Here is a 15,588-nt window from a genome sequence, read left to right as displayed (position 1 = left end):
GGCTGCCGGCAGAAGGAAACGCATTCATGACGGGCAGCCCATCCGACTCTCCCACCCGCTTCGGTGGCTCCGATGAAAGCGAACGTCCGCTTGGGCGGTCGATTTCCCGCGGCATGCTGAACCGCTGTCCGCGCTGCGGCACGGGCAGGCTCTTCCGCGCCTTCCTGAAACCGGTGGATCACTGTGCCGTGTGCGGTGAAGAGATCTTTCACCAGCGCGCCGACGACCTGCCGCCCTATCTGGTGATCCTTGTTCTCGGCCACATCATCGTCGGCGGATACATGCTGACGGACATGACTTTCAAATTGCCGCTCTGGGCACATCTTGCCATATGGGCACCCATTACCGTCATCGCGGCTCTTGCCGTCATTCAACCGATTAAGGGCGGTGTCATCGGCCTGCAATGGGCGCTGCGGATGCATGGATTCGGCGGACATGACGACAGTCCGGAAGAATGGGATGAGGGAAACGGCCGGTCGTGACAATGTATGCCCGCCTGCGCAGCCGGCCCGGACGAAGGGCCGAGGTTGTTTCACATCGTTACACTCTTCTATCGGGAATTACGATCGATTCGCCGCATATTCGCGATTCGCGTGAGCTGGTTCATCAGCAACGGCTTGACATCGGCAACATTTCTTGTCTGAACATGCCGCGCGTCAAGGGGACTGCTCCGGAGGGTTTGACCGATCTCATGAAAGCCGACCCGTCACCTGAATTTGGCCAAGCCGTGGCTTTCTATATTGCGCATCCGGATCGATTCGCCTGCCTCATGCTCCAGGATTTAGTTTATGCTTGAACCGACGAACGACAAGGCCGGCCACGTCGAAGAAATTCACTGGCCTTCGCTCGTCGCGGCCATTGCCTCCGTGTCGGCCGTCGGCATCGCCATCGGCCTGGGCCTGCCGCTTCTCAGCATTATTCTCGAAAAGCGTGGGATTCCTTCAAGCCTGATCGGCCTCAACACAGCGATGATGGGCGTTGCCTCGATGCTGGCCGCGGTCATCACGACCAAGCTCGCGCACCGCTTCGGCGTCGTGCAGACGATGATCTGGGCGGTCTTTCTCTCAGCGTTAAGCTCGCTCGGCTTCTATTACGCGGATAACCTGCTGCTGTGGTTTCCGCTGCGAATCGTTTTCCATGGTGCGACGACCACCCTTTTCATCCTGTCGGAATTCTGGATCAACGCCGCTTCGCCGCCTTCCAAGCGCGGCTTCGTGCTCGGCCTCTATTCCACGGTGTTCTCGCTCGGCTTTGCGGCCGGCCCCCTGCTCTTCTCTGTGGTCGGCAGCGAGGGCTTGCTGCCCTTCATCGTCGGCGCCTGCATCATCCTCGCAGCCGCCATTCCGATCTTCATCGCGCGCAACGAGAGCCCGATCGTCGACGAGAAGCCCGAACTGCATTTCGTCCGTTACATCTTCCTGGTGCCAACGGCAACGGCGGCTGTCTTCGTGTTCGGCGCGGTCACCGTCGGCGGCGGCTCGCTGTTCACCAGCTATGCGACGCGCCTCGGTTTCAACGAATCGCAGGCCGCCTTGCTGTTGACCGTCATGGGCGTAGGCAATTTCGTCTTCCAGATTCCGCTCGGGCTCCTCGCCGACCGCATGCGCGACAAGCGGCCATTATTGTCGATCATGGCCACCATCGGCCTTATCGGCGCGCTTCTGCTGCCATCGCTGTCATCGAGCTGGATCATTCTCGCCATCATCCTGCTCTTCTGGGGCGGCTGCGTTTCGGGCATGTATACGGTGGGGCTCAGCCATCTGGGCACGCGACTGACCGGGGCCGATCTGGTGGCTGCCAACGCCGCCTTCGTCTTCTGCTATGCCGTCGGCATGGTTCTCGGTCCACCGACGATCGGCACGGCCATGGATCTCGCCAATCCCAGCGGCTTTGCCTGGGCCGTTGCCTTTTTCTTCGGTCTTTATGTCCTGCTTTCGGGGATACGGCTGCTTTTCATGGGCAACAGAGGTTGACTTTTCGGGCGCGATTTGTATTTTCGCGCCAGAATTCGCCGTGGACCTCCGCACTGGCCGTCCACGGCGTTCATTTTTATTAAAGGCAGGACGACTATGGCCAAGGCTACCACCATCAAGATCAAGCTGCTGTCGACGGCCGACACTGGTTTCTTCTACGTCACGACGAAGAACAGCCGTACGATGACGGACAAGATGACGAAGACGAAGTACGACCCGGTTGCGAAGAAGCACGTCGAGTTCAAGGAAACGAAGATCAAGTAAGTTTCCTAAACTTCAGGTTACAAAAAGGTGCAACCTACGGGTTTGCGCCTTTTTTGTTTTTGCTGGAGATTTCCGGGACAAAGTCCAATTTTGCGACATCATCCGAGCTGAAAAGATAACGCCTGGACGACGAAGAAAAAACGCCGCCTTCGATGACCGAAGAGCGGCGTTTTTGAATTGGGGGCCGGCTAGCCTGCAAAACGGCACGAGGAACCGTTCTCTTTCTGCCTGCCAGCCGACCGACCCCACGACCCAGGAGATGCGGCGGACCTGAGCATCATGGGGTATCTTCAAAACCCTTACGGGCTGTTTGTATATGAGACTAAATTCGCGCGAAATCGAAAGGAAATCAACAAATTCTTAATGATAAAAAATGCTTGTCTTCTCGGATGGTTAAAATTCATGACTTCGGCAAAAAAGAATGTCCGATAGTTTTAATAAACCTTGGTCAAGAAGTCCTAAAGAATAAAGATATAATTCCTGTGGTGAAGGAAAATTCGAAATACATATATTAAAGCACAATTGAATATATAAATTACTTTCAGTTAAACCTTCGCTCCATGACTTACATATAATGGAAAATTTTCAAATAATCCTCATCTAACAAATAAAATAACGACGAGTTTTCAAGGTTACCGCAAATGCGCACGTATTCATGCGATGTCTAGGAAAAAACTACACGCCTTTTCCTCAGCAATACAAGAGGCGGAGCATCCTGGAGGAACAGAGAACAAATTTCTGAATGCCTGTTCAAAACTTGAAAAATACCCTCAATATAGAGAGGCGACCTCCGTTTCTTATGGTCTGTTTCCATCAAGCAGCCGAGGCGACGACCCTGTTGCGCCCAGCTCTTTTTGCTTCATAAAGCGCAAGATCGGCCTGTTTCATCAATTGCTCCGGCGTCTCGATCGTGTCTAAACGGGACGAAATGCCGAAGGATGCGGTAATGTTAAGCGGGACACCATTATCTCGTAATTTCACCGGCATATTTTCTACCACAGCGCGCAGGCGCTCGGCGACGGCAGCCGCGATATCGGCCGGGGTGTCCGGCATGATGACAACGAATTCCTCTCCGCCGTAACGGCAGGCGAGATCGGCACCGCGCACCGTAGAGCGGATACGCGCGGCGAACTCCTTCAACACCTCGTCCCCGGCGTCGTGACCATAGGTATCATTGACGGTCTTGAAACGATCTATGTCGGTGATCAGGACGGAAAGCGGCCGTCCCCGTGCCAGCGAACGATCGAAAAGCACCTTGAGATGATTGTCCAGGTATCGCCTGTTGTGCAAGCCGGTGAGCGCGTCGGTGACGGCAAGCTCGATGGTCTGCTGCACGCTGGCACGCAGCCGGTCGTTATAGCGCTTGCGCCGTATCTGAGTGAGACAACGGGCGACGAGCTCGTTCGGATCGATCGGACGGACGATATAGTCGTTGACGCCAAGATCAAGCGCACGGACGATGATCTCGTCGGCGCCCTGCTCCGTCACCAGCAACACCGGCAGGAAGCGTGTACGTTCCAGCGAGCGAAGTTGCGAGCAGAGCCGAAGCGGATCGTAGTTTTCGAAGTTCGAATTCACGATGACCAGCTCGAACGGCCGCTCGGCGGCCTCGAACAGCGCGGCCTGCGGGTCGGACATTGCAACGACCTGTGCAATCGGCTTCAGCGTGCGGATAATGCGCTCTTGCGAATTGGCGCGACCATCGACCAGAAGCACCTGCCCGGCTTCGTCGGCGCGACCATCACCGGCCCGAAGCAGATCCTCGATGCCGAAATTGCGCGCGGTCTCGCTGCGCACGTTCAATTCGTCGCTCAGCGTCTTAAGGCGAAGAAGGCTCTTGACGCGGGAGATAAGCTGGAGGTCGTTGACCGGCTTGGTCAGGAAGTCGTCGGCGCCGGCCTTCAGGCCGCGCACACGGTCTGCCGGCTGGTCGAGCGCGGTCACCATGACGACGGGGATATGGGCCGTACGCGGATCTGACTTCAGGCGCTCGCATACTTCGAATCCGTCCATACCGGGCATCATGATGTCGAGAAGGATGAGATCGACCTGGGCATTCGCACAAATGGCGAGCGCCTTCAAACCGTCTTCCGCCGTCAACACTTCGAAATATTCGGCAAGCAGCCGCGCTTCCAGAAGCTTTACGTTGGCGGGGATGTCGTCAACTACCAGGATGCGCGCGGTCATCGGCTTTTCCCCATCATCAGGCGTCGCCCAGATAGGTCTTGATGGTCTCAATGAATTTCGGCACCGAAATCGGCTTGGAAACATAGGCCTCGCACCCGCCCTGGCGAATACGTTCCTCATCACCCTTCATGGCAAAGGCCGTAACCGCGATTACGGGGATGACGTGGAGATCATCGTCTTCCTTCAGCCATTTGGTGACTTCCAGGCCGGAAACCTCCGGAAGCTGAATATCCATGAGAATCAGATCCGGGCGATGCTTGCGCGCGAGATCGAGCGCTTCCATGCCGTTGCGGGTCTGGATCGTCGTATAGCCGGAAGCCTCGATCAGATCGCGAAAGAGCTTCATATTGAGCTCATTGTCTTCTACAATCATTACCTGCTTAGGCATGGAAAGCTGTCCCTGCATCCGGTATTGCATCCATTCTCTCGAAATATAGGGTCGCGAGGAACCGATTCCAGAAATACTTGAATCGCAAACTACCGGCATTTGGTTGAAAAATAGGTAACTTACCCTTCAAAATGCAAAGTAACTTCAAGAACCCGAAGAAGAATGCGGCCGACCCGCAAGAGACTGCGATCGCCGTACTCGGCTGGCTGGCCAACGAACCGGATATGTTCGGCCGTTTCCTGGCGCTGACGGGCGTGGAGCCGGCACAGGTGCGCAACGCCATCAATGAGCCCGCCTTTCTTGCCGGCATGCTCGACTTTCTCATGAACCATGAACCGACATTGCTGGCCTTTTGCGAGGCGAGCGGCATTCCACCGGAGGCCGTCGCCGCCGCGTCGGCGCATTTTTCGCCACCCGGCCTTGCCTCTGGGGAATATTGACTATGGATGCCCCTTTCGAATTCGACGTATCGCATATCCGGCTGCAGGAACGGCCGCTGATCGTCTGCGATGTCGACGACGTCGTCTTGCATTTCTTTGCCCCTTTCCTGACCTTCATCGACGGCGAAGGCTATGAATTCCTGCCACGTTCCTTCCGACTGACCGGCAACATCGTCTCCAAAGACAATGGCTCCGCCTTGGAAGAAAAGGAAGTTCACCGGCTGATCGAAGTCTTCTTCGAGGCGCAGGAACAATGGCAGACCCCTTTCGAGCGCGTTGTCGACACGCTCGGCGAATTCTCGAAAGACGCCGATATCGTCTTCCTCACGGCCATGCCGCCACAGTTCTGGGCCCAGAGACGCCGCCTGCTCGACAAGCTCGAACTTGCCTATCCCCTGCTGGCATCGCTGCAGCCGAAAGGGCCGATCGTGCGCTCCCTGCATCGGCAGCGCGGTGTGCCCGTCGCCTTCGTCGACGACATGGCCCATAATCTGCATTCGGTCAGCGAGCATGTTCCGGAATGCCTTCTGATCAATCTGAAGCCCGATTCCATCGTCCACCGCATGGCGCCAGCCGTCGCGGCGGGGATCCCCGAAGCAAACGAATGGAGCCAGGCGGCGCCGCTGATCCAGGCCCATATCGTGCGCTGAAGCCATCTGGCCCGATATCCGCGCCCGGCATCAGAGAATGAGGCGCATCAGCGGCCTGCCATCCTTGCGCTTCGCCACCTCCGAAAATCCGGCCGCTTCGAATATGCGTTGCGAGCCCACACAAAGGCCGACGGATTTCGATTGCTTGGTGCGCTCGATCGGACAGCCCTCCAGCAGCCGCGCACCGGACGCCTTGGCAAAGTCGATGGCCTCCGAGAGCATGCGATGGCTGTATCCCTTGCCACGATCGCGCGCATTCATGAAGAAGCAGCTGATGGCCCAGATCGAGCTATCCTCCGCATCGGCGGGATCGAGCGGGCGGGATACGGTTTTGGGAGAATTCCATTGCGGGAGTTCTGCGCGCGGACCGACCTGCACCCAGGCAATCGGCTGCGCGTCGATATAGCCAAGGAGACCGGGTGGCGGCCCGGCCGCGATGCGCGCCTGCATGAACCGCTTCTTGGCCGCCGCATCCATCGTCTTGCGTTGCGAGGTCGGGACGCGAAAATAGGTGCACCAGCAGCCGTAGCAGGCGCCGCTCGGTCCGAAAAGCGCCTCGAAATCGTCCCAGCGCTCGGGCGTTAATGGCTGCACGCTTAAATTCCGCACTCCCTGCTCCCCGACAGTTTTCCGGCTTGAGACTCACAAGCTTAAAACATAAAGTAGCGATGTTCAATTTTTGTTCTCGTTCAATGACCAATGCGCCCGACAAGATCTCAGGTTTCTGTCGCGATTGCTTGAGCGAGCAATCGACCGCACGAACGCGCTGCCGCAGCTGCGGCAGTCCTCGCCTCGTCTATCACCGCGAACTCTACGGACTGACGCTGGCGCATATCGACTGCGACGCCTTTTATGCCTCGATCGAGAAACGCGACAATCCGGAGCTGGCCGACAAACCCGTCATCATCGGCGGCGGCAAACGCGGCGTCGTCTCCACCGCCTGCTATATCGCCCGCACCCATGGGGTGCGCTCCGCCATGCCGATGTTCAAGGCGCTGGAAGCCTGCCCGCAGGCCGTCGTCATCCGACCGAACATGGAAAAATACGTCCGTGTCGGCCGCGAGGTTCGAGGCATGATGCAGGAACTGACACCCCTGGTGCAGCCGCTTTCGATCGATGAGGCCTTCCTTGAGCTCGACGGCACGCAGCGGCTCCATCACGATCCGCCGGCCCGCATTCTCGCCAGGTTTGCCCGGCGGGTCGAACAGGAAATCGGCATCACCATCTCGGTCGGCCTTTCCTATTGCAAGTTCCTCGCCAAGGTCGCCTCCGACCTGCAGAAGCCGCGCGGCTTCTCCGTCATCGGGCGTGAAGAGGCGCTCTCCTTCCTGGAGCCACGCCCCGTCACAACCATCTGGGGCGTCGGCAAGGCCTTTGCGGCGACGCTCGAAAGCGACGGCATCCGCACCATCGGCCAATTGCAGTCCATGGAGGAAGGCGACCTCATGCGTCGCTACGGCGTCATCGGGCAGCGGCTTTTCCGCCTCGCCCGCGGCATCGACGACCGTACGGTGCATCCAAACGAAGCGGCAAAGAGCGTGTCTTCCGAAACGACTTTCTTCGACGACATTTCGCGCCATGACGATCTTGTGCCGGTCCTGCGCGATCTCTCGGAGAAGGTTTCGCGGCGCCTGAAGCGCAGCGGCATTGCCGGGCAGACCGTGGTGCTGAAGCTGAAGACCGCCGACTTCAGGACCCGCACGCGCAACCGCCGCCTGGAAGATCCGACCCAGCTTGCCGACCGGATCTTCCGCACCGGCCTGCGGCTGCTCGAACACGAGACCGACGGCACGAAATTCCGCCTCATCGGCATTGGCGTCACCGACCTTGGCGACGCGGCGCGCGCGGATCCGCCCGATCTTGTCGACGTGCAGTCGACGCGACGCGCAGCAGCAGAAGCTGCCATGGACAAACTCAAAGAAAAATTCGGCAACAGGACGGTCGAGACCGGCTATACGTTCGGCGATAAACGCCATAGATAACAATGCTTTAAAAAAGTCATCGGCCGGCGATATTGAGCCGTAGCGCAAATAATCACGCCACGCGTGCGATTCTTGAGGGCAAGAAAGCTCGGATTCAAACTTTTTTGGTAAATTTCCATTAGGACTTGGATTCTGTGACTTCCGAACGGCGCGGATCCGCCGTCGATTGTGTTTTGCGTACGGGTTCCTATGCGTCTATCGGCTGTATCGACCATTCTTCTTGCCTGCCTGACGATCTCAGGCTGCGCCGCCCGAGGTGAGCGCGAAGCAGCGCAAGCCAGCCCGCCTTCGAAGGAAACGACCAGTTCCATCGCAAAGAGTAATCGGCCGGTGCCATCGGTCGAAATCGGCGAAACGGTCTCGCGCGTCGAGCGGCAGCAGGCCTTGGCAGTTACAATGCCGACGGAGGTCCGGCCGGAGGCATTTCTGCCCTCCGAACAAGGCGGGGACGACACACCCGTACCGCTGCAGCGGCCGCTCGCCATGCTCGCGCCGTCGAATCCCATGCCTCGTGCCATGCGGCAGCAGCCGATGCAGATCTATAGCCACCGCTTCCGCGACGCCAAACCGATCAATTTCGGCTCTTCCACATCGCCCCGGAAGCTTGCCGTGCATGGCGTCGACGTCTCGCGCTGGCAGGGCGAGATCGACTGGGATACGCTGCGCACCCAGGGTGCGAACTTCGTCTACATCAAGGCGACTGATGGAGGCGATCATCTCGATCCGATGTTCAGGAAGAACTGGCGGGCCGCCCAACAGGCCGGCCTGAAACATGGCGCCTATCACTTCTTCTATTGGTGCAGGACGGCCGGTGAGCAAGCCGATTGGTTCATCCGCAACGTGCCGAAGGAGGCAGGCGCGCTTCCGCCCGTCATCGACGTCGAATGGAACGGTGAGTCGAGCTGCAAGCGGCGCCCTTCGCGCGAGCAGGTGCTTGCCAAGATGCAGGTCTTCATGGACAAGCTCGAAAAGCATTATGGCCAGCGCCCGATCGTCTATACGGCGCCGGATTTCTATCGCGACAATCTCAGCGGCGAACTGCTCGACTATCCCTTCTGGCTGCGCGCCGTGGCTCAACATCCGTCCAAGGTCTATCCGGGCCGGAAATGGCTGTTCTGGCAATATTCCGGTTCAGGCGTCTCCCACGGCGTCGAAGGCAGGATCGACCTCAACGCCTTCCACGGCAGCGAGCAGGACTGGCACAACTGGGTAGCCTCCAGCGTCCATTGATCTCCAGATCGCCGTTGATACCTTATGCCGAAGCAGGGCAGCCAGCCTCGCTTCGGCATAGCTGAATCTTGTTTCGAACACGCAACATCAGGATTTAGCGGTAGCGATAAGGCAGGTCTTTTCGGCAAGCCTTCCTTAAACTTCAAAGCATAACCTTGGCAGTACGAGTATTGCGTATTGGTTTGTGTTCATATGAAGCCGTTTCTGTTGCTGGGGCTCGGGCTGTTGTCGGCCACCGCCCTCTCACATCCTTCTCTTGCCGCGCCGGATGCCCGCACGCTGCAGATCGTGGTGTCGAAGGACAGGCAATCGCTTGTCGTCTATGATGGCGACCAGGTGATCGCAACCTCTAAGGTTTCGACCGGCAAGCGGGGCCATACGACACCAAGCGGCATCTTCTCCATTCTGGAAAAGAAGGTCTATCACGAGTCAAATCTCTATTCGGCCGCGCCCATGCCCTACATGCAAAGGCTGACCTGGTCGGGGATCGCGCTGCACGAATCCAACTCGGTTCCGAATTATCCGGCGTCCCACGGCTGCGTGCGCATGCCGAAAGCCTTTGCCAAGATGCTCTATCAGATGACCGAGCGCGGTGTGCATGTTGTGATCGCCAATCAGCCGCTGGTGCCGCAGGCTTTCGAGAGCGCGATGCTGTTCCAGCCGCCGGCAGCACCTCCCCCAGCGCTGTTTTCCGGCATCGAACTGCGCCCAATGACCGCAAGCTTTCTGCCGCAGGGGCAAGCCCTTCAGGTCGCAACGAATGATGTGACTTCGATCCGGATGCCGAAAGTCCAGGAAACCATTGCCCCGCCCGCCGATCCGGCACCGCTCAGCATCCTCATCACCCGGCGCGGCCTGCGCGAGAATGTGCGTGACCTCCAGACCATTCTGAATGGGATGGGTTTTATTACCGGAACGCCCGACGGCATGCTCGGGCCGGCAACGGTGCAGGCGATCGAAGATTTCAGGAAAGCGCATGACATCAAGACGACGGGCAGTCTTGTCAGCCCCGCGCTGATGAAAGCGGTCTATGCTGCCGCCGGCAAGGGCGAACCGCCGAACGGCGCGATCATGGTCCGCCAGAACTTCAAGCCGCTCTTCGAAGGCCCCGCCATCATCGCCGAGCCGCAAGAGGCGCTCGGCGTGCATTTCTTCACAGCCAACGCCATCGACCGGATCAGCGGCAAGGCAGACTGGTTCGGCATGACGCTCGAAGAAGATCTCAGCATGCAGACGAAGAAGCGGTACGGCATCACCAGCGAGGAGCAATCGCAATCGCTCGATGCGGCCGGACAGGCGTTTGCCCGCATCACCATTCCCGACGACGTCCGCCACCGCATCGAGGATTTGCTGACGGCCGGATCCTCGCTGACGATTTCCGACACCGGCGTTGGACCGGAAACCGGTAACGGGACCGATTTCATCACCATCACCAACAATGGTGCGCTTGGGAAAAAGGGCTAAACCAGCTCCACATCGATGACACCAGGCGCTGTACGCAAGGCGGCGGCAATTTCCGGCGTGATGCGATATTTCTCCGGCAGCGCCACCTCGACCTCGCGCAACCCCTCCTCCTTGATGACGATGAAGGAGACGAGGCCGTCACCTTTGGCATTCAGATGCGCGGCAACGGCTTTCAGCGGCCCGGAATCGCGGACATAGACGCGCAGTGCCTTCTGCATCTGTAGCGACTTCTCCTCCAGCGACTGCGCCGTCTGCAGGCGCAGGCTGATGCCTTCCGGACGCTCATCCGCCTGGGCTGTTATAACGAAGGATTTTCCGACTTCGAGCACATCACGATACTGGTTGAGCGTCTCCGAGAAGAGCACCGCTTCGAACTGACCAGATGCATCGGAAAAGACGAAGATACCCATCTTGTTGCCGGTGCGCGTCTTGCGCTCCTGCTTCGAGATCACCGTGCCGGCCAAACGTCCGTTGCTGGCGCCCTGTTTCACCGCGGCCGAGAACTCGGCGAAGGGCTGTACCCGCATCTTGTCGAGCACGCTCTTATAAGTGTCGAGCGGATGCGCCGTCAGATAGAAGCCGAGCACCTGGAATTCGCGCAGTAGCCGCTCCGAAGCAAGCCAGGGCGTATAGGGCGGAAACACGATCTTTTCCGGACCGGAGGCCGCACTTCCGAACATGTCGTGCTGGCCGCTGCGCTTGTTTTCCTGCGCGACCTGGGCATAGCCCATGATGCGATCCAGGCCGGCGATCAGCTGCGCGCGATCGATCTCGAAGCAGTCGAAGGCGCCGGCGCAGATCAGGCTTTCCAGAACGCGGCGGTTGATCTGCTTGGGATCGATGCGAAGGCAGAAATCCTCGATGCTGGCAAAGGGCTGATCGCCGCGCACCTCGACAATGTGATCAACGGCGGATTCGCCCACACCCTTGATGGCCGCCAGCGCATAATAGATGCGGTTGTCACCCGTTTCGAAATGGCGGAAAGAGGTCTGCACCGAGGGCGCGATGACCTCGATGCCCAGGCGCTTGGCATCCTGGCGGAAGTCGTTGACTTTCTCGGTATTGGACATATCGAGCGTCATCGACGCTGCCAGGAACTCCACCGGATAGTGCGCCTTCATATAGGCGGTCTGGTAGGAGACAATGGCGTAGGCTGCGGCGTGCGACTTGTTGAAGCCGTAATTGGCGAACTTGGCGAGCAGATCGAAGATAACGTCGGCCTGCCCCTTCGACACGCCGTTCTTGATGGCGCCATCAACGAAGCGCTCGCGCTGCTGGTCCATCTCCGCCTTGATCTTCTTACCCATGGCGCGGCGCAGAAGATCGGCTTCACCGAGCGAATAGCCGGAGAGCACCTGGGCGACCTGCATCACCTGCTCCTGGTAGACGATGACGCCTTGCGTTTCTTTCAGCAGGTAATCGATCTTCGGGTGGATCGACTCGATCTCCTCCTCGCCATGCTTGCGGGCATTATAAACCGGAATATTCTCCATCGGGCCGGGGCGATAGAGGGCAACCAGCGCGATGATATCCTCGATGCAGTCCGGGCGCATGCCGATCAGCGCCTTGCGCATGCCCGCACTTTCCACCTGGAACACGCCGACCGTCTCGCCGCGCGAGAGCATGTCGTAAGTTTTCTTGTCGTCGAGCGGGATGCTGGCGAGATCGATCGAGATGTCGCGCTTGGCGACGAAATCGACCGCCGTCTTCAGGACGGTCAGAGTCTTGAGGCCAAGGAAGTCGAACTTCACGAGGCCGGCCTGCTCCACCCATTTCATGTTGAACTGGGTGACCGGCATATCGGAACGCGGGTCGCGATACATCGGCACCAGCTTCGAAAGCGGGCGGTCGCCGATGACGATACCGGCGGCGTGGGTCGAGGCGTGGCGATAGAGGCCTTCGATCTTCTGGGCGATGTCGAGAAGCCGGGCGACGACCGGCTCCTTGTCCGCCTCCTCCTGCAGGCGCGGCTCCTCCTCGATCGCCTTGCTGAGTGGGGTCGGATTGGCGGGATTGTTCGGCACGAGCTTGCAGATCTTGTCGACCTGGCCGTAGGGCATTTCCAGCACGCGGCCGACGTCGCGAAGGGCGGCGCGCGCCTGCAGCGAACCGAAGGTGATGATCTGCGCCACCTGTTCGCGGCCATATTTGGCCTGCACGTAGCGGATCACCTCTTCACGCCGATCCTGGCAGAAGTCGATATCGAAGTCCGGCATCGAGACGCGTTCCGGATTGAGGAAGCGCTCGAACAGCAGCGAGAAGCGCAGCGGATCGACGTCGGTGATGGTGAGTGCGTAGGCGACCAGCGAGCCCGCACCCGAGCCGCGGCCCGGCCCGACCGGGATATCATGCCGCTTGGCCCATTTGATGAAGTCCGAAACGATCAGGAAGTAGCCGGGGAACTTCATGCGCTCGATGACGCTGAGTTCGAACTCCAGGCGCTCGCGATAATCCTTTTCCTCATAGCCTGGCGCCATGCCGAGCGAGGCGAGACGCTGGTCGAGCCCCTCGACGGCCTGGGCGCGCAGCTCTGCCGACTCGGCGCGCTCGGCCTCCTCCGCATCATCGGTCGCGCCGGTGAAACGCGGCAGGATCGGCTTGCGGGTCTTCAGGATGAAGGAGCAGCGGCGAGCGATCTCGACCGTATTTTCCAGCGCCTCCGGCAGATTGGCGAAAAGCTTCGCCATGTCGGCTCGGCTCTTGAGATAATGATCCGGCGTCAGACGAAAACGCGTATCGTCCGAGACGATGGCGTTATGAGCCACCGCCATCAGCGCGTCATGCGCGTCGTAATCGTCACGCGTCGGGAAAAAGGCCTCGTTGGTCGCGACCAGCGGAATCTCATGCTCGTAGGCCATCGCGATCATCTTCTGCTCATGGCGGCGATCATAGGCGCCATGGCGCTGCAATTCGAGATATAGCCGGTCACCGAACAGGCGTTTCAAGGTCAGCAGACGGGAGAGCGCCTGCGCGGCATGCCCCTCCTTCAGCGCCATATCGATCGGCCCGCTCAACGAGCCGGTCAGCGCGATCATGCCTTCCGTGCCGATCTCTTCCAGCCATGAGCTGGTGATGTGAACGGCACTGTTGCCCTCGCCGCCGAGATAGGCGCGGCTGACAAGATCGACAAGGCGTTCATAGCCCCGCTCGGTCGCAGCAAGCAGCACGATGGACGGCAGCTTGGCGAGCGCCTGCTGCGGCCCGCGTTTCTCACTTTCGCTGCCATCTTCCATGTCGATCGATACCTGGCAGCCGATGATCGGCTGCAGACCTTCGTCCATCGCCTTCTGCGAGAATTCGAGAGCAACGAAGAGATTGTTGGTATCGGTAATGGCGATGGCCGGCTGGCTGTCGCTGGCAGCCTTGGCCAATATCTTCTTGAGCGGCAGCGCGCCCTCTAGCAGCGAATAAGCGGAATGAACCCTGAGGTGCACGAATTCCGGCATCTCACCGGCCGGCGCTGCCACGCCGCTGCCACCCATATCCGCCATCTCAAACCCTTCCGCATGCCCACATGAATCGGTGTTATTGTCGGCATTGCGGATCGTAAAGTCCATAAGTTGCTCCCATCAAATATGGGAACAGCAAGAGCAAATGGGGATAAAACTTACATCGCCATCATGATGAGGGAAAAGCTGGTGACGAACATGACGATGGAGGTGAATGCTGCAACGTCTCGAATGATATCGGTCATTTACGCGCTCCTTACTCGTTATGTTTCTTTTCTGTTCTGTTTTTGTTCGAAAGTCAATAGGAGCATCAATAAATTTCATCGCACGACTTTTCCGTTCTCCGATGGACGCCGGAAATGCCCGGCGCTATTGAGATGCGAACAGGGAGACCACGATGAAATCACTTGCCTGCGCTCTCATTCTCCTTTCGCTGACAACTACGGCCCGCGCTGAAGATGCGATAGCGCCCGGCCGCATCATCGACGCCGCGATTGGCGATTGGAACAAGGATGGCAAACCGGATCTCGCACTTCTGGTGGCGCCCTCTCCGGATGATCAGGCCGACAATCCGATCGGCATCCATATCTACCTGCGCGATGACGAACACTCCTTGCTGAAGCTCGCCGCAAGCGCTCCGAACAAAATATGGGGCAGCGTCGAACCCGGCGGCATCGTCGGCCAGGAGCCGTCGATCTCGGCGCTCCCAAACGGCTCGATCGCGATCGCATCGCAGAATGACGCCATCGGCCGCGATCGCTGGACTCAGACATTGACGCTCGCCTATCGCAACAACAACTTCGTGGTGGCCGGCTACACCTACGACTCCCGCGACACGCTCGAACCGGACAACAGTCACAGCTGCGACTATAACGTTTTGACCGGCAAGGTGACCAAGGATGGTAAGGCGCTGAAGGCCGATGCCAAGACCGTGACCATCCAAAACTGGCAGGACGATCTCGGCCAGAAGGCCTGCGAAAGCGGGTATCGCTAGCGCATGTTCTCTTTTTGTTCTTTACAAGCCCAACGTTGAATGGCATCCTACCCCCTCACCAAAATGGAGAGGGTCATGCCGGATCTTGCCGAGCTGAACGATTTTATTGTCATCGCCAAAGCGGAGACCTATGTCGGCGATGGCGAGAGGCTGCCGTCCTGCCGCAGCGGCTCACATGATATCGGCTATACAAGCGGCCGCTGGCGCTATCTCGACAGCTATTTCGGCGGCACGGACTTCGCCGGACAGGAGCTTGTGTGGTGTGACGGCGAGCCGGTCTGGGCCATGAATTATTTCGGCCATATCGTCGAGCCTGATCTGATCGACGGCACCCGCGCCGGCATGGTCATCAAGGCGGCACTTCTGCGTCTCTATCTCGATGAAAAGCGCTTTCTCGGCGGCTTCGAGTTCGAACATGCCTACGGCCGCTATATCGACCGCAGCACCGGGTCGTGCAACCACTTCACCGGCCATGAGGCCATCATGGTGAAGGACCGCAAGGCCTATGAACTGGATTATCGCGGCGGCCTGATCGTACCTTAGAGCGGCGCAGCGTTTCTCGAAATC

15 protein-coding genes are annotated in these 15,588 nt (G+C 58.8%); 11 read left to right on the top strand and 4 right to left on the bottom strand.

The features are described from left to right. The first annotated feature begins 26 nt into the window (after positions 1-26). The 4 genes from FHT84_RS26210 to rpmG all read left to right on the top strand — a co-directional run bounded on the left by FHT84_RS26210 (position 27) and on the right by rpmG (position 2,237). Positions 27-482 carry a DUF983 domain-containing protein gene (locus FHT84_RS26210; protein WP_112344231.1) on the top strand — a complete coding sequence of 152 codons (456 nt, stop codon included), beginning with the start codon at positions 27-29 and terminating at the stop codon, positions 480-482. After that, positions 479-796: a hypothetical protein gene (locus FHT84_RS26205; RefSeq protein WP_146758994.1), complete on the top strand. Its 318-nt coding sequence runs from the start codon at positions 479-481 to the stop codon at positions 794-796. Before FHT84_RS26210 ends, FHT84_RS26205 begins: the two co-directional genes overlap by 4 nt. Beyond that, complete coding sequence (locus tag FHT84_RS26200) at positions 789-1,973, top strand: MFS transporter (protein ID WP_113250581.1); 1,185 nt, start codon at positions 789-791, stop codon at positions 1,971-1,973. Before FHT84_RS26205 ends, FHT84_RS26200 begins: the two co-directional genes overlap by 8 nt. Positions 1,974-2,069: 96 nt before the next feature. Beyond that, entirely contained in the window at positions 2,070-2,237 is a 168-nt protein-coding gene (gene rpmG / locus FHT84_RS26195; RefSeq protein WP_003547442.1) for a 50S ribosomal protein L33, read from the top strand. Positions 2,238-3,050: 813 nt separating this feature from the next. Here the strand turns inward: rpmG and FHT84_RS26190 are convergent. Both FHT84_RS26190 and FHT84_RS26185 read right to left on the bottom strand, forming a co-directional pair. Further along, positions 3,051-4,424 carry a PleD family two-component system response regulator gene (locus FHT84_RS26190; RefSeq protein WP_113250582.1) on the bottom strand — a complete coding sequence of 458 codons (1,374 nt, stop codon included), beginning with the start codon at positions 4,422-4,424 and terminating at the stop codon, positions 3,051-3,053. A 16-nt stretch (positions 4,425-4,440) separates the two neighbouring features. Then, entirely contained in the window at positions 4,441-4,812 is a 372-nt protein-coding gene (locus FHT84_RS26185; protein WP_028754034.1) for a response regulator, read from the bottom strand. A gap of 131 nt (positions 4,813-4,943) precedes the next feature. Here FHT84_RS26185 and FHT84_RS26180 point away from each other — a divergent pair, with 131 nt between their 5' ends. Together FHT84_RS26180 and FHT84_RS26175 are read left to right on the top strand one after the other, a co-directional pair. Beyond that, complete coding sequence (locus FHT84_RS26180; RefSeq protein WP_113250583.1) at positions 4,944-5,252, top strand: DUF3572 domain-containing protein; 309 nt, start codon at positions 4,944-4,946, stop codon at positions 5,250-5,252. A gap of 2 nt (positions 5,253-5,254) precedes the next feature. After that, complete coding sequence (locus tag FHT84_RS26175) at positions 5,255-5,902, top strand: hypothetical protein (RefSeq protein ID WP_113250584.1); 648 nt, start codon at positions 5,255-5,257, stop codon at positions 5,900-5,902. Between the two features lie 30 nt (positions 5,903-5,932). Here FHT84_RS26175 and FHT84_RS26170 read toward each other — a convergent pair whose 3' ends face one another. Next, complete coding sequence (locus FHT84_RS26170; protein WP_113250585.1) at positions 5,933-6,511, bottom strand: GNAT family N-acetyltransferase; 579 nt, start codon at positions 6,509-6,511, stop codon at positions 5,933-5,935. An 83-nt stretch (positions 6,512-6,594) separates the two neighbouring features. Between FHT84_RS26170 and FHT84_RS26165 the strand changes: the two genes are divergently transcribed. The 3 genes from FHT84_RS26165 to FHT84_RS26155 all read left to right on the top strand — a co-directional run bounded on the left by FHT84_RS26165 (position 6,595) and on the right by FHT84_RS26155 (position 10,578). Then, positions 6,595-7,884, top strand: coding sequence for a DNA polymerase IV (locus tag FHT84_RS26165; RefSeq protein ID WP_113250753.1), 1,290 nt, complete (start codon positions 6,595-6,597; stop codon positions 7,882-7,884). Between the two features lie 189 nt (positions 7,885-8,073). Beyond that, entirely contained in the window at positions 8,074-9,114 is a 1,041-nt protein-coding gene (locus tag FHT84_RS26160) for a GH25 family lysozyme (protein WP_113250586.1), read from the top strand. A 192-nt stretch (positions 9,115-9,306) separates the two neighbouring features. Then, positions 9,307-10,578: a L,D-transpeptidase family protein gene (locus FHT84_RS26155; RefSeq protein ID WP_113250587.1), complete on the top strand. Its 1,272-nt coding sequence runs from the start codon at positions 9,307-9,309 to the stop codon at positions 10,576-10,578. Here FHT84_RS26155 and dnaE read toward each other — a convergent pair. Next, positions 10,575-14,069, bottom strand: coding sequence for a DNA polymerase III subunit alpha (gene dnaE, locus FHT84_RS26150; protein WP_113250754.1), 3,495 nt, complete (start codon positions 14,067-14,069; stop codon positions 10,575-10,577). The two genes, FHT84_RS26155 and dnaE, sit on opposite strands and share 4 nt — an antisense overlap. Before the next feature lie 355 nt (positions 14,070-14,424). Between dnaE and FHT84_RS26145 the strand changes: the two genes are divergently transcribed. Both FHT84_RS26145 and FHT84_RS26140 read left to right on the top strand, forming a co-directional pair. Further along, the gene (locus tag FHT84_RS26145; RefSeq protein ID WP_113250588.1) at positions 14,425-15,021 is read left to right on the top strand and encodes a hypothetical protein; all 597 of its coding nucleotides are present in this window, start codon (positions 14,425-14,427) and stop codon (positions 15,019-15,021) included. A 75-nt stretch (positions 15,022-15,096) separates the two neighbouring features. Next, entirely contained in the window at positions 15,097-15,564 is a 468-nt protein-coding gene (locus FHT84_RS26140) for a DUF5680 domain-containing protein (RefSeq protein ID WP_112344221.1), read from the top strand. The last annotated feature ends 24 nt before the right edge of the window (positions 15,565-15,588 follow it).

The sequence above is a fragment of the Rhizobium sp. BK289 genome (genome assembly GCF_014193575.1).
Lineage (GTDB): Bacteria > Pseudomonadota > Alphaproteobacteria > Rhizobiales > Rhizobiaceae > Rhizobium > Rhizobium tropici_C.
This window is presented reverse-complemented; position numbering and strand designations above follow the sequence as displayed.